The sequence below is a fragment of the Anaerococcus sp. NML200537 genome (genome assembly GCF_026131715.1).
Taxonomy (GTDB): Bacteria; Bacillota; Clostridia; order Tissierellales; family Peptoniphilaceae; genus Anaerococcus; species Anaerococcus kampingae.
The window spans coordinates 12,015-32,853 of sequence record NZ_JAMXSL010000026.1 but is presented as its reverse complement, the minus strand read 5'-3'; the positions used below and the strand labels follow the sequence as shown (position 1 = coordinate 32,853).

Genomic DNA, 20,839 nt, shown 5'->3' with positions numbered 1-20,839 from the left:
ATTATATATAAGAAACTCTTATATAGATTTCCTTAAAAAGGCCAAGTAAGTATATATTGCAAGAATTAAGAAGTAAAGGCCTGATTATATTCTAGGAGGAAGAATGAAAAAGATAGTAAAAGATAAAATTCTAGGACTAGTTTTGCCTTTGATTATGGTACTTAGTATATTTATTCCTAGTATAAAAAGTTTTGCTAAATCAACTGAAGCTAAGCCAAATCCAGCAGAAAGTGGTGGAAAGTACAGGGTAGAGCTAAACATAAGCCATGTTGATGATAGAAAATCCGACACAGAAGACATAAAAGCAAATGCTAGACAAGTTAAATATTTTAAATTGCCAAAAGATTATGAAAAAAGAGATCACTTGGAAGTAGCAAAGAGACTTCATGCCTTACCTATGGTAGAGGTTGAAAAAGAGCTAAAAAGCGAAGGAATCTTATCCAATAAATCTTTAATTTATGATGATGGTAAACTTGTCGAAACTTTAAGCAAAGACAAGTTTGATAAGGAAAGAACCTTTGAAAAAATTGTATTAGAAAATCTAGAGCCTGGTTTTTATCTCATAAAGGAAACAGACGAATCAAAAGATAAATATGACCAAAAATTAATAACAACAATTGAAGAAGTCTCAGCAAATACTGTTGAAGACGGCCTTATGATAGTAAACATGAAAAAAACTGTTAAAAATCCAGAAACTTCAATAACTTTAATCAAGGTTGACCAAGATAACCCTAATACGAAATTAAATAAGGCAGAATTTAAACTTTATAAAAAGGATGGGGATAAAAAAACTCCTATTGCTGTCAAAGAAATAGCAAAAGGATCCTATACTTATGATCCAACTTCTAATCTTGAGAGTGTATTAACAACATGGGATAATGGAAGTTTGACTGTAGAAAACTTACCAGAAGGTGAATTTTTCTTTGAAGAAGTAACTCCTCCAGCAGGCTATGAAAATAAGGATAATATTGGAAAAGTTTCAGACACCTTTAAACCTGGTTCAGGAGAAGTGAAAGTTAAAAACAAAAGATACCCACTACTTAAAAAAGTAGATGACAAGTCAGGTGCATACTTAAATGGTGCTGAGTTTAAATTGTTTAAAAAGGATAATAGTCCTGTAAAATTTAAGCTAAATGCCAAGGGTGAATATACCTATGACGAAAAAGGTGACTTAGAATTAGTAAGCACAGGTGGCCAAGGTTCTATCTTTGTAGAAGGCCTACCAGATGGCGAATATTATTTCAAAGAGACAAAGGCTCCTGAAGGATATAAGGCCGACACAGACAAAAAGTATGAATTTACCTATAAAGATGGTAAGATGACTACAAAAGAAAAAGATAATCAACCTTATTTAACTATAACAAATGCTAAGATACATTCTGATGTCGTAGTTACAAAAGGTGGTTATAAATTTGTGAAAACTGATAACACCGACAAGGCCAAGAGACTTGGGGGAGCTGTTTTCCAAGTACAAAAGATTGTTAATGGAGAATATATTACTGTCCAAAGAGATGGTAAAAATTATCAGGTAACTTCAAATGATAAGGGAGAATTTTCTGTAAACGACCTTGAATATGGCGACTATGCCCTAAGAGAGGTAAAGGCACCTACAGGATTTAATCCAGAAAGTCAACCTATCAAGTTTACTATCAAGGCTGGAAGTGATTCGCAAGCGGCAATATTTATCAAAAATTATCCAAATGTTACAATCACAACTGAAAAACCAACCACAAAAATAACAAGACAAAACACAGTTACAACAGATTACACACCTACAGGTGTGACTAAGATTATAAGAGGACCTATTGTTAAGACTGGTGATATTAGAATTTTGATTATGGCTGTTATTGGCCTAATACTCTTAATAACTGGTGTAAAATTAGTCAGGTCAGCAGAAAAACCTAGAATAGCATAGTAGATTTACTTAAGAGTAATCTTCTTTATAATCTATTAGAGGGGCTCTAAGTCAGATGGCTTACGCCCCTCTTTTATGAATGGAAAAACAATGGCGAAAAAAGACAAAAAAGCAAAAAAAGTAAATAAGAAAAAATCCAAAAAAGGCAAATGGATATTTAGGCTTATCTTCTTACTAGGCTTTATGGTTATGATGTATCCGCTTATTTCTAGGCTTTATTATCGTATAGAATCTAATGAGCAGGTTTCAACCTTCTCAGAAGGGGCCAAAAAGCTTGATACTAAGGAAATAGACAGGCGTATCAACCTTGCCAAGGCCTTCAACGAGTCCTTGTCAGGCAAGATTGCATCAGATCCTTATAGCCGTAAGAAACAAGAAGAAGGCCGCAAGGAATATGCTAGGATGCTGGAAGTAGAGGAGATGATTGGTACTGTTGATATACCAAAGATTAATCAAAAACTCCCTATCTATGCAGGTACTAGCGAGGATATCCTCCAAAAGGGCGTAGGCCATTTGGAAGGTACTTCCCTTCCTATCGGTGGTAACTCCACCCACACAGTCCTTACAGCCCACTCAGGTCTTCCAGAAGCCACCCTCTTTACCCATCTTAACCAGCTTGAGATAGGTGATAAGTTCTACATAGAAAATATAGAGGGAATAATTGCCTATCAGGTAGATCAAATCAAGGTCATAGAGCCATCAAACTTTGATGACCTTCTCATAAGTCCAGGCCATGATTATGCGACACTTTTAACCTGTACGCCAATCATGATCAACACCCACAGGCTTATTGTTAGGGGCCACAGGGTGCCTTATGTACCAGCAGTCGATGAAGAATTAATCAGAGAAAGCAGAAATAACTGGATATTTAGAATCCTCTTCTTTGCTTCACTTATCCTTATCCTAATCCTTATAATTTTAATCCTTAAGCTAAGAAGGGATAACAAGAAGTACTTTAAAAAGATCGCAGAGATTTCTAAGAAGGGCCTTACAATAGTTAAACCAAAGGCAAAAAGTCAGGGAGACCTCTTTGATAATCTAGCGGCAGATGATGGAGACTATGATGACTAATCCTAATAAGAAAAAGCCCAATAGACTCATGTTTATAGGCATCTTTCTTTTGGGGCTCTTGATCTTCTCCTATCCTCTTATAAGTCAAAAATATTATGAAATTCAAAAGGAAGATGAGGTTATAACCTTCGTTAAGGCTGCCAAAGCCCTTCCACCAGAAGATCTGGATAAGAGGATGGCACTTGCAGAGGCCTATAACAAAACCCTAGACCCATCTAGGCTTGCCGATCCTTATACCGATATAGAAAAGGCTGCAAGGGCAGACTATGCCAGGATGCTAGAGGTAGAAGAGATGGTAGGTCATATAAATATCCCCAAAATCGGTGTGGATATTCCTATTCGTGCTGGATCATCTGATGATGTTTTGCAAAAAGGTGCAGGCCACTTGGAGGGGACTTCCCTTCCAATCGGTGGTAAGTCAACCCACACAGTCATCACCGCCCACAGGGGCCTGCCTAATGCCAAGCTTTTTAGAAATCTAGACCAGATGTCCTATGGAGATGTATTTTATATCACAAATATCAAAGAAACCATCGCCTATAAGGTAGATAAAATACAAGTTGTAGAGCCATCTAATTTTGAGCCGGTCCTAGTAGTGGAAGGTCATGATTATGCGACACTTTTAACCTGTACACCATATATGATCAACTCCCACAGACTTTTAGTAAGGGGAGAGAGGATTCCTTATCAGGCAGCTATTGATGATGGTATAGCCAATACACCTAGGGCCAGGATTGACTTCTTTAGGATGGTTTTAGTAATGATTCCTATAATACTTGTCCTAACCCTAACCCTCTTTAGAGAAAAGAAGAAAACAGACCACTTAAGTAAGGAGCTTAGAGAAATTGAAGAAAGAAATAAAACTAACTAAAAAATCATTTTTGGGATATATCCTTATTTTAGTTGGGCTAGTCCTCTTAACTAGTCCCCTAATACTCAGGTCATACCACGATATAAGCGCATCTTCTGCAAAAAAATCTTTTGAAAAGCAAGAGGAAGCAAAGAGTCAGGAAAAAATCGATGAAGAAAACAAAAAGGCCCTAGCCTACAATGAAATAATCAAGAATTCTGATATGAGCGTTCAAGACCCTTTTACAACAGATGATTATGAAAATGGCTATGATATGTTCACAAAGACCAACACACCTTTTGCCTACCTATCTATACCAAAACTTGATAAGTATCTTCCCCTATATTTAGATGCCACAAAAGAGCATATTTCAAGGGGAGTAGCCCAGGTAGCAGGTACAGCCATACCAGTAGGTGGCAAGGGCACAAGATGCGCCATAGCAGGACATAGGGGCTGGTGGGGTGATACTATGTTTTTGTATGTAGATGAGCTAGAACAAGGTGACTACATCTACATCGAAAGAGCTAATCAAACAATGAGATATGTGGTAAGTGATAAGGAAGTTATAGGACCTTATGATTGGGATAAATTAGCCCCAAGAGAGGATATGGACATGATAACCCTTTTGACATGTTCACCATTCTTGCCACCTAGACCTGATAGACTCCTTGTAAATGCTATAAGAGATGAGTCAGGACCAGCTGAGGAATTCAAACTTTCAGATGGCAGCCTAAAGGCAAGCCAAAACCAAGATGAAAAGGGCGATAAGCTTGTAAGAATAAGTAAAATCGCAACACTTATTGGAGCGATATTAGGAAGTTTAGGATTCATATACACCCTAAGAAGATTTGCAAAGAGAATAAGGGTAAGTTTATAAAATTTCAAAAGAAAATACCAAAGACAGGATAGCTTTATAATAATATAAGTCATCCTGTTTTTATTATTCAAATATTTTCATATATATTAAATTATTTTGTTATCGAATTTGCTATAAATATCTATTAATCAAACTTGCCTTAATTTGCAAAAAGCACATCCATCAACAATCTTGACTTATTATTCATAGAAAAGTAAAATAAAAAAGAATTACTTCACTATAGTAGATTAGTGAACGAACGACCTAAAAATCAATTTGAAATTGGTTTGAATTTGAAAGGAATCTTATGAGTTTTATTGATAACTTTATATCGACAATCAACGGATATTTGTACTATCCAATCCTGATTATAATTTTATTAGCAACTGGACTTTATTTTACCTTTAGGAGTGGCTTTATCCAATTTAGGCTTCTTGGCGATGCCTTTAAGGTAATTGTAGAAAAACCAGAAAGTGATGATGACGTATCAAGCTTTCAAGCCCTTATGGTCTCCACAGCTTCTCGTGTAGGTACGGGAAACATTGTAGGGGTTGCCAATGCCATCTGCCTTGGTGGTCCTGGTGCTGTATTTTGGATGTGGATTATAGCTATAATCGGTGGGGCCTCAGCCTTTATCGAATCAACCCTTGCCCAAATTTATAAGAGAAGGTCTGATGATGGAACTTCTTACGGTGGACCATCCTATTATATAGAAAAGGGTCTTGGTTCTAGAAAGCTAGGAGTAATTTTTGCTATAGCCTTGATTTTAACCTATGCTTTGGGCTTTAATATGCTTGCATCCTTTAACCTCCAAGACTCATTTAGGGTCTACAGTTTTTATGATAAAAATACTACTCCATGGATTATAGGGGCAGTTTTAGCCCTAGTTGCTGGCTACTGCATCCTCGGTGGTGGCAAGAGGATTATCAAGTTTACATCCTTTATAGTTCCTTTTATGGGTCTAATTTATGTATTGATGTCACTTGTCATGATTGTAATTAATTTTTCAAACATCCCAGCCATGTTTAAATTAATCATAGATGATGCCTTTAACTTCAAGGCAATCTTTGGTGGGGTGGCAGGATCTGCCCTAGTAGAGGGAATTAAGAGAGGTCTTTATTCAAATGAAGCTGGTATGGGTTCAGCTCCAAATGCTGCAGCAAGCGCTGTAGTAAGCCATCCTGTAAAGCAAGGACTTGTACAGATGATTTCTGTATTTCTTGATACCATTGTAATTTGTACAGCTACAGCCTTTATGTCTCTTGTTTCAGGTATTGTCCCAACAGAAGAACTTGCTGGTTCACCACTAGTACAAAAATCCCTAGAAACAGTATTTGGATCTTACGGCAATATTTTTATAACAGTATCCCTTGCTCTCTTTGCCTTTACAACTCTTCTGGGCAATCTTTACTATTGTGATTCTTGTCTTTCATATTTATTTAAGAAGACACCAAATAAGTATGTGATGATTTGCTTTAGACTTATAGCAAGCCTTGTTATTTTTGTGGGAGCCGGCATGGAAATGAAATTTGTTTGGAATTTTGCTGACCTACTTATGGGAATTATGACAATAATCAATATATCTTCAATCTTGCTTTTAGGCGGTATATCTATAAAAGCCTTAAATGATTATATAGACCAAAGAAAAAAGGGCCAAGAACCAGTATTTATGGCAAAAAATATAGGCCTTGATGAAAGCAAACTAGATTATTGGAAATAGAAAATTATATGCCAGGCACATCCTGGCTTTTTTCTTAGCAAATTATTAGTGCTAGCTAAGGCTTTTGTGATATAATATTATTATTAGTAAATAGGAAGGTCCTATTAGAAAGGAAAAATTATGAAAAAAATAGGTAAATTTATCTTAAGCCTTTGCCTTATAGCAGGCATTGGCTTTGCAGGATTTATGCTAGGAACAAATATGGATATAGGCGGCAAGGGAAGTATAAAATCAAACCAATTGACAAGTGAGATGGCTTCCCTTAAGGAATTGCTTGATAGAAATTTCCTTTTTGATTATGATGAGAACAAGCTCTATGAAGGCAGCCTAAAGGGCATGTTTGCAAACCTAGGCGATCCTTACACTGCTTATTATCCAAAAGAAGAGTTTTCTAAGCTTATGGAAAATCTAGATGGTAGATACAAGGGTATCGGTATAAGCGTGTCCAATTCTAAAGAAGGTCTTATCAAGGTTATCCAAGTCTTTGAAGGCTCTCCTGCTGAGGAAGCTGGCTTAAAATCGGGTGATTTTATAAAAGCTGTCGAAGGCAAAGACTTCGCAGGTAGTGAACTTGAAGAGGCTGTTGCCCTAATTAGAGGTGAAGCTGGCTCAAAGGTGAAGCTTAAGCTTTTAAGAGTAAGTGAAGAAAATCCAAAGGGCGAGGAAATAGATGTCGAAGTTGAAAGACGTGATGTGAAAGTAGATACAGTCAAGTCTCAAACCCTAGATTTAAAGGGAACAAAGATTGGCTACTTGAGATTAACTGCCTTTGACGATGTAACTTGGGATGATTTCAAAGACCAATATGCCAAGCTTAAAAATGAAGGAATCCAAGGACTTATCTTAGATTTAAGAAATAATCCGGGTGGTGCCTTAGATGTTTGCCTAAATATAGCAGATACCTTCCTTGATGAGGGAGTAGTAGTAACCACAGAAGATAAGGATGGCAATGTCGTAAGCGAGAAGTCAGATAAAGAATTTGACGATATTCCAATGGTTACCCTAATAAACGAAAACTCAGCTTCAGCTTCAGAAATCCTAGCAGGTGCCTTTAAAGATAGGGGAAGGGCTAAGATAGTTGGAGAAAAATCATTTGGTAAGGGAGTAGTTCAAAAGATATTCCCACTAGATAATGGCGCTGGTGCAAAGATTACAATTAGCGAATACAAGACACCAAATGGCGAAAAAATCAACAAAATTGGTGTTAAACCTGATGTAGAAGTAGAAAATAAAAACCCAAATTTAGACCTAAACGAAAATGATTTTACCAAAGATAATCAATTCCTAAAGGCTCTAACAGAACTTGTAAAAGAAATAGGAAACAAAAAATAGGGCAGTTATCTGTCCTTTTTTTAAAGGGGTAAGTATGAAAGAGACAATGACCTATAGGATAGGATCCATGCTTTGCAACAAAGAAGCTTTTCTAAGTTTTAAAAATTTGACAGGCCTTATGTTTGATGTATCCTTTATCCAATCTGCTAAGGTTGAGAAAGATCTAGATATGAAAGGCAAGGCCTGGCTGGTTTATTCTTGGGATATAGAAATTGATGAGCATATAAAGGTAGATGATGTTATAGAAATTACATCTATTCCTACCCAGATAAAAAGATTTTATGCCTATAGAAATTTCCTTGTCAAAAAAGATGGAAAAGAAATAGCAAGGGCCTGTGCCAAACTTATCCTATTTGACAGGCTTAAAGGAAAACTAATCCCGATAGATGAAAACATTCAAAAAGCCTACGGGGAAGAAAAGCTAATCTATGCTGGCAAAGATTTTAAAAGGCAAAGTGATTTTGTAAATTCAAAACAAATTATAATTAGGCAGGCAGATTTTGATGAAAATGGTCATGTCAATAATGGTATTTATTTTGATTTTCTAAAAGAGATTGAAAAAAATAGGGAAGATAGGATTTCTTATATAAAAATAATTTACAAAAATGAAATAAAAGACCAAAAAGAAATCAGCCTATCTTATAGAAATACTGAAAATGAAGTAGACTTTTCTATAGATTCAGAAAATACTAACCATAGCTACGGAGTGATTAGATATGTATAAGGAAAATTTTGGAAATATTCCAAACAAGGATAAGATAAGGTCCATAATGGATGAGGCCTTTGCCACAAATCCCACAAAATGGATAATCCATTCCCACTTAGTTGGCAAAACTTGCGAAAAAATTGCAAAAGAGATTGGCCTTGACCCAGATATAGCACTTGCTTGTGGGAGTCTTTATAATATTGGTAAGGGCCTTGGCTATAACAATATGGCTCATTTATTGGAAGGATACAGGTTTTTAAGAAGTGAATCATACTTTTTACCCGCCCGTATAGCCCTAGGATATGGCTTTGTCACAGATAGCATTGATTCTTATAATGGAGAGAAAAATGTATCTGAATTTGACTTAGATTTTATAGGCAAATTTCTTGAGAAAAGAGAGGAGACTCTCTATGAAAAGCTTGTAATTGTTGTGGATCATTATATTAAAAATGAATATTCAAGCCTTGCTGATAAAAATGACGTCGAAGTAGAATCTAGGAATTCAGAAATTAGCAATATAATAGATAATTGGCAGAAAGATTTGGCAAAAATCCTTAGCAAGGAAATAGGATCCTATGTGCCTAGGAGAAGGTCTTACAAATTTCCCTATAATTTATTCAAAGATCAAAAATAATATTGCAAAATATGTATATTTGAGTATATTATAAATGAATTTATTTTATCAACCCAGGGAGGTCGCATGACCTCCTCAATTTTTTTTATGAGGACTTATGACAAAAAGAAAAATCAACCATATTCCATATGACAAACTCAAAAAATATATAGAAGACGAATCCATGACTGAAAGCCTGATGGAAAGGGCTGATGAGATCAGAAGGGCAAATTACGGCGACAAGGTCTATATCAGAGGCCTTATTGAGGTGTCAAACATCTGCAAAAATAATTGTTATTATTGCGGGATAAGAAGATCAAATGATCATGTCAACCGCTACAGGCTTGCCAAAGACGAAATCCTAAGATCGGCTGATTTTGGCTATGGGCTTGGTTTTAGGACCTTTGTCATGCAAGGAGGAGAAGACCCTAGCTTCAGCAGAGATTTCGTTGTGGATGCTATAAGAGAAATTAAAAATAAATATCCAGATACAGCTATAACCCTATCTCTAGGCGAAAGATCCTATGAAGACTACAAGGCCTTTTACGATGCGGGAGCTGATAGGTATCTTCTAAGACAGGAAACATCAAATCCAGACCACTATGCCAAAATCCACCCTAAAGAGATGAGCTTAGCGCATAGGCAAGAATGCCTTCATAATCTTAAAAAAATAGGCTATCAAGTTGGGGGAGGATTCATGGTTGATAGTCCCTACCAGACTACAGATGATTTGATAAGAGATATCAGATTTTTAGAAGATTTAGAGCCAGATATGGTAGGAATTGGACCATTTTTGGTAAGTCACGATACACCCTTTAAGGACTTTAAGGATGGGTCTTTCACAAAGACCTTGAGGATGGTAGCAATCCTAAGGATAGTCTTCCCCTACGCCCTAATACCAGCAACTACAGCCCTAGGCACCATAAATCCTAAGGGCAGAGAGCTAGGCCTTAAGGCAGGGGCCAATGTCCTCATGCCAAACCTATCTCCAGCAAAGGCCAAAAAGTCTTACAATCTTTATGACAATAAATTAAATACAGGCCTTGAAGCAGCGGAAGCCAAAAAGGCCCTCGAAAAGGAAATAGCTAGCTTTGGCTATCAGATAGTAACCGATAGGGGCGATGTTAGAGATAGGAATTAAAAAATCCATGATTTTTGGAATAAAACCAAAAGTCATGGATTTTTTTATGAATTTTATAATTTTTCCAGGAAGCCTTCCACATCTTCCTTGCTGGTCCTAAAGGTAGTTACAAGTCTGATTACTTTTTCATCATCTTCTTCAGACATAATTTCAAAGTAAGCAAACTTTGCCATTTTTTCATACTGGTTAGCAGAAACCCTAAGGAAAACTTGGTTGGACTCAAATGGATAGGCAAGGTCATAGCCTTTTTCTACAAGGCCAGATGCGAGAAGTTTTGACATCTCAAAGGCGACCTTGCTGCCCCTTAGGTAAAAGTCATCTTCAGAAAAGACCCTCTCCCACATAATTCCTTGAACAAAACCCTTGGCTAAGAGACTTCCCTTTTGCTTGATAAGGTTGATCAAATCTTTTTTAAGGTCTTTATTTTTTACAATCAAGGCCTCGCCAAAGAGAAGACCAGCCTTGGTTCCTCCTAGATAAAAGATATCACACATTCTAGTCAAGTCTTTTAGGCTGTAGTCGCAATGATCACTTGCAAGGGCTGCCGCCATCCTAGCCCCATCTATAAAGAGATAAAGACCATTTTCCTTACAAAAATCATAGATTTCTTCTATTTCTTTTTTCTTATAGACTGTTCCAAGCTCTGTAGTATTTGAAATATAGACCTTTTTAGGAACTGTAACATATTCTGTATTAAAAGATGCGTAGGCCTTTTTTAGATTTTCAAGATTAATTTTCCCATCTACTGACTCTATAAGCTCGATTTTAAGACCTGTAGCCTCAATTGACCCTGCTTCATGGCCCTCTATATGGCCGGTAGTGGCAGAAAGAATAGAATCTTGTTGGCGCATGCCAGCAGTCGCTCCAATGATATTGGTAGGGGTCCCTCCAGGAAGAAAGTAAATATCAACATCCTCATCCCCTAAAGCTTTTTTAATAAGGGTCTTGGCCTTATCAGAGTGATAGTCAAAGCCATAGCCAAGATTTTTCTCATCTATAGATTCTTTTAAAGCATCCAAGATTTCTGGATAGCAGATAGAATTATAATCATTAACAAAAAAATACATATAACCTCTTTCCTATAAATTTCACTTAGTTTTATTTCTTCTATTATAACATTTTTAAAAAAAATTAGATAAAATTTAATAAATAAGGTTTTCCTGTTAGCTGTGTGAATGAGATTGATAATTTATATCAAACATTTCTAGTAAGTAGTATTGATATTCATTATCGGCTATGATATATTAATAGTACAAGGATATGACATCCTGATTTTAAAAATATTGCAATAAAACTAAAATTATAGAGGAGAGATTATGCCTATTACATTTTATAGCATAGGTGATACTGTCGAAGTAATCAAACTTAAGGGCGATGAAAAGATCATAAAACACCTAAATAACCTAGGTTTTGCTAAAGGTAGAATAATTAAGCTTTTGAATTTTGATGGGGTCAACTACATATTTACTATTGATGATAATAGATTTGCCCTTAATAAAGAATTAGCTAGTAAGATAATTGTTAAGGAGGTAGCAGCCTAATGCCATTTTTAAATGAAGTGCCAGTAGGGGATACTGTAAAAGTTGTAAAACTTGAGGGCGATGGCCCTACAAAAAGAAGAATCATGGATATGGGAATTACAAAAAACACAGAAATTTTTGTAAGAAAACTTGCTCCACTAGGAGATCCTATACAAATTAACCTTAGAGGTTATGAACTAAGTATTAGAAAAGAAGATGCAAAGAATATAAGAGTGGAAAAGATATGAGTATAAGAATAGCACTTGCTGGTAACCCAAACTCAGGTAAGACCACCCTATTTAATGCCCTAACAGGCTCAAATCAAAGGGTAGGTAACTGGCCAGGGGTTACTGTTGATAAAAAAGGAGGCGTATTAAAAGGCCACAAAGATGTAATAATAGAAGACTTGCCAGGTATTTATTCACTTTCTCCATATACAATGGAAGAAGTTGTTTCAAGAGAATATCTTATAAATGAAAGACCTGACCTAATAGTAAATCTAGTAGATGGTTCAAACCTAGTTAGAAACCTCTACCTTACAAGCCAACTAGCAGAGCTTGAAATCCCAATGGTTATATCCCTAAACATGATGGATATAGTTAAATCAAAGGGAGATAAGATTGACATCAAGGCCCTAGAAGAAAAACTAAATATTCCAATAGTTGAAACTATAGCAGCTAGGGAAAAGGGTGTTGATAAATTGATAGCAAAAATATTAGAAGTTGCAAAAGATGGTCAAAAACCAAAAGAAATGCTCTTTGATTCTGACCTAGAAGAAGCCCTTAAACCAATTGAAGCTGACTTAAAGCCAATAGTTGGCGAAGATTTATCTAGATATTATTCAATCAAGGCCTTCGAAAATGACGAAGAATCACTTGGCCATATCAAATTGACAGAAGAGCTAAAAACTAAGGTAGATCAGGCTAGAAATAAGCTGGAAAAAGAACTAGAAGATGATGCTGAATCAATCATCACCACAGCTAGATATGAAAGCTTAGCTAATCTTTCAAGCGATGTCCTAGTAAAGGCTCCACCAAAGGTAAGCTTAACAGATAAGGTTGATAAGATTGTAACCAATAGAATCTTAGGTCTACCAATCTTTGCCCTAGTAATGTTTTTGGTATTTTTCGGTGCAGTTTATGAACATTCACCAGGAACCATGGGCACAGATTTAGTAAATGGTTTCTTTGAAGATAACCTAATACCAGCAGTTGGAGCTTGGATGGAAGGCGCTAATGTAAACCCAGTTATTCAATCATTGATAACAGATGGAGCTCTTGCAGGTGTGGGAGCAGTACTTGGATTCTTACCACAAATGATGGTTCTATTTGCCCTATTATCAATCCTAGAAGATATAGGATATATGGCAAGGGTAGCCTTCATCATGGACAGACTCTTTAGAAGATTTGGTCTATCTGGTAAATCATTTATCCCAGCCATGGTTGCAACAGGATGTGGTGTACCTGGTGTCCAAGCATCAAGAACAATCGAAAATGAAAGAGATAGAAAGATTACAATCATGACATCTACTTTCATGCCTTGTTCAGCAAAATTACCAGTAATTGCCCTTATAGCAGGAGCATTTTTCCCAGAAAACAAAGCCTTGGTATCATTCTCGTTCTATATGATTGGTATAGCTTCAATTGTCTTTTCAGGAATTATCCTAAAGAAATTTAAGGCACTAGCAGATGAACCAGCACCATTTATTATGGAATTACCTCCATACCACGCACCAAGAGTAAAATCAGTTTTAACTGATGTTTATAATAAGTCTAAGGCCTATGTTAAGAGAGCTGGAACAATAATCTTTATATCAGCTGTTATAATTTGGTTCTTAACACACTTTGACTTCAGATTACACTTAATTGAAGAAAACTCAGAAGGATCAATCATAGCTGTATTAGGTTCCATAATCGGCGTAATCTTTAGACCAATAGGCTTTGGAAGCTGGCAATCAACAGTTGCAACAATATCAGGTTTCGTAGCAAAAGAGAACGTAGTTTCTACAATGGGAGTTGTTTTAGGTCTAGGTAGTGATGTTTCATCAGATACACCTGAGTTACTCCAAGCCTTCGGTGCCGCAATAGGAACACCTGTAGCAGGTTATTCATTCTTACTATTTAACATGCTCTGCATGCCATGTTTTGCAGCAGTAGGTGCTATCAAGACAGAAATGGATGATAATAAGTGGACAGCCATAACTATAGGCTATCAAATGGGCTTTGCTTATATAGTAAGCTTCATCTTCTATCAACTAGCAAGCTTCTTAGCTTATGGTAAATTTGGCATAGGAACAGTACTTGGACTAGTAGCCCTAATCTTCTTCATCTACATGGTAGTAAGAAAAGGAAGCTCTAGAAAAAACTTAGCCTACAACGAATCATTAGCCAAAGCTTAGATTAAAGGGAAGCTTGAAAGTAAGTCCTTAAACTAAACTTTCAAGTTTAAAATCATAAATCAAGTAAAAGCTTAAATTTAAGTCAGCCCCCTTTAAGGGGGGCGGGCTTATAAATGAAAGGAAGAAAAATGAATTTACCATCATGGATTATCCTAATCTTAGTACTTGCAGCATGTTCTTATATAATCTACTCAAGATTTATCAAGAAAACATCAGGTGATTGTGGAGGCTGTTCAGGATGTTCTAGCAACAATGATCACAAATCATGTTGCCACTAGGACTAGGCTAAAAATATTAAAAACGAAAATACAACAAAGATGCCAGGCATAAAGAAAAATATATAAGCCTATAATAGTTAATTTTAAAATTGACTAGAAAAGAAAAGTCAAATCTTAAAGGAATTAATAAATAGTCTTATGCTAAATTTCTGATGTCTAGGCTGGATACTTAATTTTTTTTGGAAGGCTTTTGATAAAAATTATCAATATCACATAAGCCTTCACAAGGCTCATCCCTTGACAATCAAATTTCTATTTCATTCTGATAGACTAAGTCAGGAAGAATCCGATAAAGATAGACTTAAATAGTATATAAATATGTCGAGGTGATGATCCAGATTAAACTTTATTTTTTTAAATAAAGTATGATATAGGTTATCATTATCATTATGATATCAAATATAAATCTTACCCGAAAGAAAAAGGGTACACATAGTTAGAATGTAACTAAAAAATATTAAAAATTTGGAGGAAAAAACAATGAGTAAAGTAGCAGTAGTATATTGGTCAGGAACAGGTAACACAGACATGATGGCAGATGAAATCACAGCCAAACTAAATGACCTAGGTCATGAAGCAGAAAAAATCTTTTCAGATAATTTCTCAGCTGATGATGTAGCAAATTATGATGGCTTTGCCTTTGGTTGCCCAGCTATGGGTTCAGAAGAGCTAGAAGATGGTTCATTTGAACCAATGTTTGAATCAGTAGAAGACAAACTTGCTGATAAACCAGTAGTCCTATTTGGTTCATACGAATGGGCAGATGGCGAATGGATGCAAAACTGGACATCTAGATGCCAAGATGACAATATCAACCTAGTAGCAGATGGTCTAATAGCTTATGATACTCCACAAGATGAAGATCTTGAAGCTTGCAGAAATCTTGCTGAAAGCCTAGCAAAAGCACTTTAAGTCATGGGTGAGTCCTATCTACTTAGCCACTGCACCCAAGTCCTAGCCAACATCAAGCCTGCCAATCTCTTCAGAATTGCAGGCAAGAGCAGGGAATATATCATAGACTTGTTAAAGGAATGGAATAAGAGATTTAATAAATTTGATATATATTTTAGACAGGTAGCAAAAAATGACAAGGGCTCACTGATATTTGTATATAGAAAAGATAAGTTACAAGCCTACCTAGCTGAAGATCAGATAAAAATATTCCTAAAGAGCCTAGACTATGAAGTTGAATCTCTTGATAAATGCTTATCATGCGTTATCAAAAAGCTATCATTAGGATATTTCCCCCATGAGATTGGATGCTTTTTAGGCTACCCATACGAAGATGTGGAAGGTTTTATCGCAAACAAGGGCCAAAACTACCTCTGCTGTGGATACTGGAAGGTCTACAGCCAAAAAGAAGAAAAAGAAAAACTCTTCGCCCTTTACGATAAAACAAGAAAGGCCTATATGGACACCTACATTAAAGGCCAAGATATAGATAAACTAGTAATTGTATAAAATCCTAAAAACGTAATATCATTGAATGTAAAAAAGACCTAAGAATTAGAATTTAGGTCTTTTTGCTTGGGTAAATTTATACAAAATACTTAGCCTGGGCCTTGTAGAGGTCGGAGTATTTATTTTTGTATTTCATGAGATTATCGTGGCTGTCGTAGGCTGCGATTTTTCCCTCATCTAAAAGGAGGATTTTGTCTGTAAACTTGGTTGAGCTCATCCTATGGGAGATGAAAATTGCGGTCTTATCTTTTGTCATTTCGTTAAAATGTTCATAGACCTGGGCTTCTGCTAATGGGTCTAGGCTTGCTGTTGGCTCATCTAGGATTATAAATTCTGGCTTGTGGTAGATGGCCCTGGCTATGGCAAGTTTTTGCTTTTGGCCAAGGGATAGGTCTGTGGCATTTTCGTAGATATCCTTGTTTAGATAGGTATCAAGGCCATTTTCAAGCGCTCTAACCCTCTCGTCCAGGTCTAATTCCTTTAAAATTTCGCTAACATTTTCCTCATCATAATCCATATTTCCAATAATATTTTCCTTGATTGTAAAAGGCATGATTGAAAAATCTTGGAAAACTCCGCTCATCTTCTCATAGAGGGAGGCCTTTGAGATATTTTTGATATTGACTCCATTGTATAAAATTTCTCCAGCATCGATATCAAAAAATCTTAGGAGAAGCTTAACAATAGTTGTCTTTCCTGCGTTATTTACACCTACAATAGAGATTTTCTCGCCCTTATTGATTTTAAAAGATATATCATCAATAATCTTTCTATCAGATCCTGGATAAGTGAAGGATACATTAATAAATTCTAGGCTTTCAAATTCTCCAGCTTCTTTTAAATTTTCTTCCTTGTCAGAATCTAGGATATAAAAATCATAGAGGGGCTCGAGGTTGACAAGGCTCATTATAAAGGCTGCTAGCTCAGAAAACATGGTCTGAAAGGCTGTCATGAAGTTTTCATTTGCAGCTATTATAGCAGAAAATGAACCAAAACTTATCTGTGGCCCGTAGGCTGCTGATAGGGTCCTCATTGCTACATAGGTGTAGGATATTAGCCTTAGAATTGATTCTAAAAAGATTTTTAGAGCGCCCATATTAGCTTCATAGGCAAATTTATCTTCAAAGCCAGCCATCATCTCATCTAGATATCCCTTGGTTTTTGATTTCATAAGAGGTCCTAGGTCAAAAACCCTAATTTCCTTTTGGTAGTGGGGACTTGCCATGAGGGAGAAATAATAAGAGAATCTCCTGTTTACATTTACAATCTCCAGGTCAAATTTGCTGGTGTAGGCAGCTTCTTTTCCATTTACAAAAATTATTAAGAGGGAAATAAATATTGAAAATGCGACCAAGTAAGGGGAGAAAGATATGATTACAAGGGCAGTTCCTATGATGGTTGCCACACTTGTTATTATATCCTTAAGGCATGACAGCAAGTTATGGATAGCTCCCATATTTATGGCAGCATTAGCCTTTTCCTTTAGGTCTAGGGTGTGAGGATTTTCTATGTTTTGATAGGTCAAATCCATGGCTTTTTTGGCTAGTTCAAAGGTTAGGTAATCATTAATCCCTTGGCGTCTTACAAATTCTTCTCGGCTTAGGAGTCTTTCTAGACTTTTTAGGAGAATTTTTCCAATAATTAAGCTGAGAACAATTTTTATAAAGTCAGAACCTGGCCTCGGGTCTGTGATTTGATTAATAAAAATCATTGGCACGAAGACGTTTATCATGGTAGCTGCCGCAGGTGCCAAGGCATTTAGGATAATTACCGGTATATAAAGAGGATCGTTTTTTGCCGTAATTTTTGCAAAAAGCCAGAGGGCTCTTAATTTATTTTTCATTCTTTTCCTCCAAATAGTATTTTCTTTGGGATTCGTACATTTCCTTATAAAGACCATTTTGCCTTAAAAGCTCTTCGTGAGTACCATATTCAGTAATCTTTCCTCCATCAAGGAGCATAATTTTGTCACAAAATCTGGTAGATGCTAGTCTGTGGGAGATAAAAATTAGAGTCTTGTCTTTGCTGATTTCATCGAGGTCCCTATAAATTTTTTCTTCTGCTAGGGCATCGAGGGCTGCTGTTGGCTCATCCATTATTAATGCTCCAGCCTCCTTCTTATAAAGGGCTCTGGCTATGGCAAGTTTCTGATTTTCTCCTCCAGAAAAAAGTGTCCCATCGTCGTGGATATTTCGAGTCATCTGGGTGTCGATTCCCTTTGGTAATTGGTCGAGCTTATATCCTAAACCTGCCTTTTTTAGAGAATCGATAACTCTTTCTCTGTCGATATTTTCATCAGTAGCCGCTACATTTTCTGCAATAGAAACTGCAAGGGGTTCTACATTTTGTAGGACTGTGGCAAAGGCGGCATATCTTTCCTTAAGGTCAAGGTCATTGGCATTTATACCATTTATAAAAATTTCGCCTGCTGTTGGCTTATAAAGACCAAGAATTAGGGAAACTATGGTAGACTTGCCTGCACCATTTACACCAACTATGGCGACCTTTTCCTTTTCTTTGATAGTAAAAGACAGATTTTCTAATACATTTACGGAAGAGCAGGGATAGGAAAAGCTTACATTTCTAAATTCTATGGCCATTGGACCTGTGATTTTTTCCTTACCTGCCTTTGACTTTAAATCCGCCCTAATCATATCAAAACCATCGCTTACATAGAGGAGATTTGACCTGGTTTGGGCAATATTCATCACTAGATTTGAGATAACGGTGCTATAGATAGCCACGGAAGTGATGATTAAAGTTAGGTTTTTAAGGGTTATTTGATCTGCTAAAATTTTCCCTGTTAGGAAATAAAAGCAAAGAGCTTCGATTCCCACGAGGAGGACTGCAAGGACAGGGGATAAATACATCTCAGGCTTGATAAAGGTCCTTGAAATTTTAACTACATCAGCCACAAGGGGCCTAAAACCTGCTATAAACCTGTCCTTGAAGGAAAATACCCTAATATCCTTGGCAAAGCGAAAGTCGGATGCTTCCTTGTAATAGGCGTCAGTTTTTCTCCTAACCTTGTTAAGCTCTCCCATGTGGGCATGCCTGTATTTGTCAGTATAGGTTCTAATCGCAATTTGGATTAGGATTGAAATTATAGCAAGGATAAAAATTAGGGGAGATAATTTTGCCATAATCACTGATATTATCACAAAGGAGATAAGATTTGCCAAAAGCTTATACATATCGTGGTAAATTCCTTCTAGACCCTGGACATTGTTAGAAAAAGGTTCAAAACCTCTGGAAAATTCGGCCATGAAGAGAGAATTTTCCCCAAGACCGTAGTCCATTTCCATGATAGGACCAGAAGCCTTGATGAAGGTGGATAGCCTTGTACCCATATAAGTTGGGTAAGTTCTACGCTCTATTTGATTTGAAACCATGGAGCAGATGAAAATTATTAGGGCGTAGCCTATAATAGTTAAAATCATGGTCCTAAGTTCGGTGTTTTTTTCTATGAGATCAACTAGGTAATACATGATAAAGGCTTGAATTATAGGTATTAGGCCTGCTGTCATAGGGTAAATTATGAGGGATAATTTTATTTTGAGATTGTCCTTAAAAGGCTCATAGGCCATTTTTAGAAGGTCAAAATTTGATAATTTATCCGCTCTTAAGTATGATTTTATGACCTCTTCGTCATTTAGATTTTGGGCTAGGTTTTCTTTTAGGTTTTTAAGATTCTTTTGCATTTCTTTCCTCCCTTATGTCCTTAGAAAATTCGGTAAGTTCTTCTATTACTTTTTCAAAACCAGGACGTCTTAAATAATAATAGGTCTTCCTGCCCTCAATGTATGCTCCAATAAAGCTGCATACGTGAAGCTGGCTTATGTGATAAGATAAGGTGGCAGGTGTTATATAAAGTTTATCAGAAAGCTCTTTGGCATAGTAATTCTTTTCCTTAAGTAAATCTAGAATATCAATCCTTGTTGGGTCTCCTAGGATTTTGAGGTATTGGCTTAGGTGTTTTAGTTTATTTTCCTTTTTGACAAATTCTTTGCTAGAATAAATTCCAAATTTGATGAAAGCATCATCATAATCTTCTGATATGAATTGTATCATGGTCATATTCGGAGCAAGGATTAGACCATAGATGTTAAAAGGCTCATCTCTTTTGCTTAAAAAACTTGCTAAGCCAACTTGGTCTATTACTTCACTTACCTTTTTGTAGCTATCTTTTTTTATTTTTTTAAAATGGTCCATGAATTCGTTTTGGATTTTATAAAAATTATTTTCTAAAATCTGGCAAATTTTTTCTAAAAGAGGATAAAGTCTATCATAGATTGATTTTTTGTTGGAAAAAGACCTTAAAAGTGCCATAGAAAGCTTATCTCCGTAGGGTAGACTAGCTATTAAGCTTAGAAAGTCTGATTTTAAAGCTTTTTTTGACCATTCTTTTATAGTTGTAGACTTTAATTCTGGATCATCTATGTCAACACCTATATATCTTAAAAAAGCTAGGTTGAAGACTAGGTCAAAGATCTCATAGGAAAATTCTTTAATAGAGCTAACATTGATATTTTGGAAAACACCTGCCATAAAAGGCAAATAATTTCCATCGTTTTCTGTAAATATGTAAAAAAGATTTAAAATGTCCTCATTCTGGTCATGAAAAAACTCTTCTAGATAGGGAAGGGACTCCTTTTTTACACTTCTAACAAAGTCTGTATAGGCCTTGTTGTTGTAAAAAGCAGTATCTATTGAGGTTAAATTCATATCCTGGGAGTAATTAAAACCTGGATAAGACTCCTCAAAAGAGATAAAGTTTTTGTTCTTTGCAGCTAGGTAGTCTGTATAAAGGTAAACCATAAGACCAGCTTCATTTACAAGTAAGGGCTGTTCTATGAGCTTAAAATTATAGAAATTAGTTTTCATTGTATATCCTTTCTTAGATTTATATCTAATATTTAATTTTATCTTAGATTTCTATTAACTTAATTATAAGATAAATTACATCTAACTTCAATAG

The 20,839-nt window shown here is 36.0% G+C and carries 19 protein-coding genes; 15 read left to right on the top strand and 4 right to left on the bottom strand.

Annotated elements, in window-relative coordinates:
* The first annotated feature begins 103 nt into the window (after positions 1 to 103).
* The 9 genes from NH288_RS07945 (at position 104) to hydE (ending at position 10,204) form a co-directional block, all read left to right on the top strand.
* Entirely contained in the window at positions 104 to 1,915 is a 1,812-nt protein-coding gene (locus NH288_RS07945) for a collagen binding domain-containing protein (protein ID WP_265214465.1), read from the top strand.
* 90 nt (positions 1,916 to 2,005) lie between these two features.
* Complete coding sequence (locus NH288_RS07940) at positions 2,006 to 2,986, top strand: class C sortase (RefSeq protein WP_265214464.1); 981 nt, start codon at positions 2,006 to 2,008, stop codon at positions 2,984 to 2,986.
* On the top strand, positions 2,976 to 3,857 hold the full coding sequence (locus tag NH288_RS07935; RefSeq protein ID WP_414731756.1) for a class C sortase: 882 nt from the start codon (positions 2,976 to 2,978) through the stop codon (positions 3,855 to 3,857). The genes NH288_RS07940 and NH288_RS07935 overlap by 11 nt, the downstream gene beginning before the upstream one ends.
* The gene (locus NH288_RS07930; RefSeq protein WP_265214462.1) at positions 3,832 to 4,713 is read left to right on the top strand and encodes a class C sortase; all 882 of its coding nucleotides are present in this window, start codon (positions 3,832 to 3,834) and stop codon (positions 4,711 to 4,713) included. The genes NH288_RS07935 and NH288_RS07930 overlap by 26 nt, the downstream gene beginning before the upstream one ends.
* Before the next feature lie 286 nt (positions 4,714 to 4,999).
* Positions 5,000 to 6,412, top strand: a complete 1,413-nt coding sequence (locus tag NH288_RS07925; RefSeq protein WP_265214461.1) for an alanine/glycine:cation symporter family protein — start codon at positions 5,000 to 5,002, stop codon at positions 6,410 to 6,412.
* 120 nt (positions 6,413 to 6,532) lie between these two features.
* Complete coding sequence (locus tag NH288_RS07920) at positions 6,533 to 7,744, top strand: S41 family peptidase (protein ID WP_265214460.1); 1,212 nt, start codon at positions 6,533 to 6,535, stop codon at positions 7,742 to 7,744.
* A gap of 34 nt (positions 7,745 to 7,778) precedes the next feature.
* Positions 7,779 to 8,468 (top strand): acyl-ACP thioesterase domain-containing protein, encoded by a 690-nt coding sequence (locus NH288_RS07915; RefSeq protein ID WP_265214459.1) that lies wholly within the window; start codon positions 7,779 to 7,781, stop codon positions 8,466 to 8,468.
* Positions 8,461 to 9,084, top strand: coding sequence for a phosphohydrolase (locus NH288_RS07910; RefSeq protein ID WP_265214458.1), 624 nt, complete (start codon positions 8,461 to 8,463; stop codon positions 9,082 to 9,084). The genes NH288_RS07915 and NH288_RS07910 overlap by 8 nt, the downstream gene beginning before the upstream one ends.
* Positions 9,085 to 9,181: 97 nt before the next feature.
* A complete protein-coding gene (gene hydE / locus NH288_RS07905) occupies positions 9,182 to 10,204 on the top strand; it encodes a [FeFe] hydrogenase H-cluster radical SAM maturase HydE (RefSeq protein ID WP_265214457.1) in 1,023 nt (340 codons plus the stop codon).
* A 53-nt stretch (positions 10,205 to 10,257) separates the two neighbouring features.
* On the opposite strand, the gene NH288_RS07900 is transcribed toward hydE, so the two are convergent.
* Positions 10,258 to 11,271, bottom strand: a complete 1,014-nt coding sequence (locus NH288_RS07900) for a threonine aldolase family protein (protein WP_265214456.1) — start codon at positions 11,269 to 11,271, stop codon at positions 10,258 to 10,260.
* A gap of 249 nt (positions 11,272 to 11,520) precedes the next feature.
* Here NH288_RS07900 and NH288_RS07895 point away from each other — a divergent pair, with 249 nt between their 5' ends.
* The 6 genes from NH288_RS07895 to NH288_RS07870 all read left to right on the top strand — a co-directional run bounded on the left by NH288_RS07895 (position 11,521) and on the right by NH288_RS07870 (position 15,861).
* The gene (locus NH288_RS07895; protein ID WP_106460921.1) at positions 11,521 to 11,745 is read left to right on the top strand and encodes a FeoA family protein; all 225 of its coding nucleotides are present in this window, start codon (positions 11,521 to 11,523) and stop codon (positions 11,743 to 11,745) included.
* On the top strand, positions 11,745 to 11,972 hold the full coding sequence (locus NH288_RS07890; protein WP_106460920.1) for a FeoA family protein: 228 nt from the start codon (positions 11,745 to 11,747) through the stop codon (positions 11,970 to 11,972). The genes NH288_RS07895 and NH288_RS07890 overlap by 1 nt, the downstream gene beginning before the upstream one ends.
* Positions 11,969 to 14,122, top strand: coding sequence for a ferrous iron transport protein B (gene feoB / locus NH288_RS07885; protein WP_265214455.1), 2,154 nt, complete (start codon positions 11,969 to 11,971; stop codon positions 14,120 to 14,122). Before NH288_RS07890 ends, feoB begins: the two co-directional genes overlap by 4 nt.
* 113 nt (positions 14,123 to 14,235) lie before the next feature.
* Positions 14,236 to 14,400: a FeoB-associated Cys-rich membrane protein gene (locus NH288_RS07880; protein ID WP_234025844.1), complete on the top strand. Its 165-nt coding sequence runs from the start codon at positions 14,236 to 14,238 to the stop codon at positions 14,398 to 14,400.
* Positions 14,401 to 14,880: 480 nt separating this feature from the next.
* Positions 14,881 to 15,312 carry a flavodoxin gene (locus tag NH288_RS07875; protein ID WP_106460917.1) on the top strand — a complete coding sequence of 144 codons (432 nt, stop codon included), beginning with the start codon at positions 14,881 to 14,883 and terminating at the stop codon, positions 15,310 to 15,312.
* A gap of 3 nt (positions 15,313 to 15,315) precedes the next feature.
* Positions 15,316 to 15,861, top strand: coding sequence for a DUF3793 family protein (locus NH288_RS07870; RefSeq protein WP_106460916.1), 546 nt, complete (start codon positions 15,316 to 15,318; stop codon positions 15,859 to 15,861).
* A gap of 76 nt (positions 15,862 to 15,937) precedes the next feature.
* Here NH288_RS07870 and NH288_RS07865 read toward each other — a convergent pair whose 3' ends face one another.
* Genes NH288_RS07865 through NH288_RS07855 form a run of 3 tightly spaced genes read right to left on the bottom strand, consistent with a single transcriptional unit; the run spans position 15,938 to position 20,745 of the window.
* Complete coding sequence (locus NH288_RS07865; protein WP_265214451.1) at positions 15,938 to 17,704, bottom strand: ABC transporter ATP-binding protein; 1,767 nt, start codon at positions 17,702 to 17,704, stop codon at positions 15,938 to 15,940.
* Positions 17,694 to 19,562, bottom strand: a complete 1,869-nt coding sequence (locus NH288_RS07860; RefSeq protein ID WP_265214449.1) for an ABC transporter ATP-binding protein — start codon at positions 19,560 to 19,562, stop codon at positions 17,694 to 17,696. The genes NH288_RS07865 and NH288_RS07860 overlap by 11 nt, the downstream gene beginning before the upstream one ends.
* A complete protein-coding gene (locus tag NH288_RS07855; RefSeq protein WP_265214447.1) occupies positions 19,546 to 20,745 on the bottom strand; it encodes an ArsR/SmtB family transcription factor in 1,200 nt (399 codons plus the stop codon). The genes NH288_RS07860 and NH288_RS07855 overlap by 17 nt, the downstream gene beginning before the upstream one ends.
* Positions 20,746 to 20,839 lie beyond the last annotated feature (94 nt).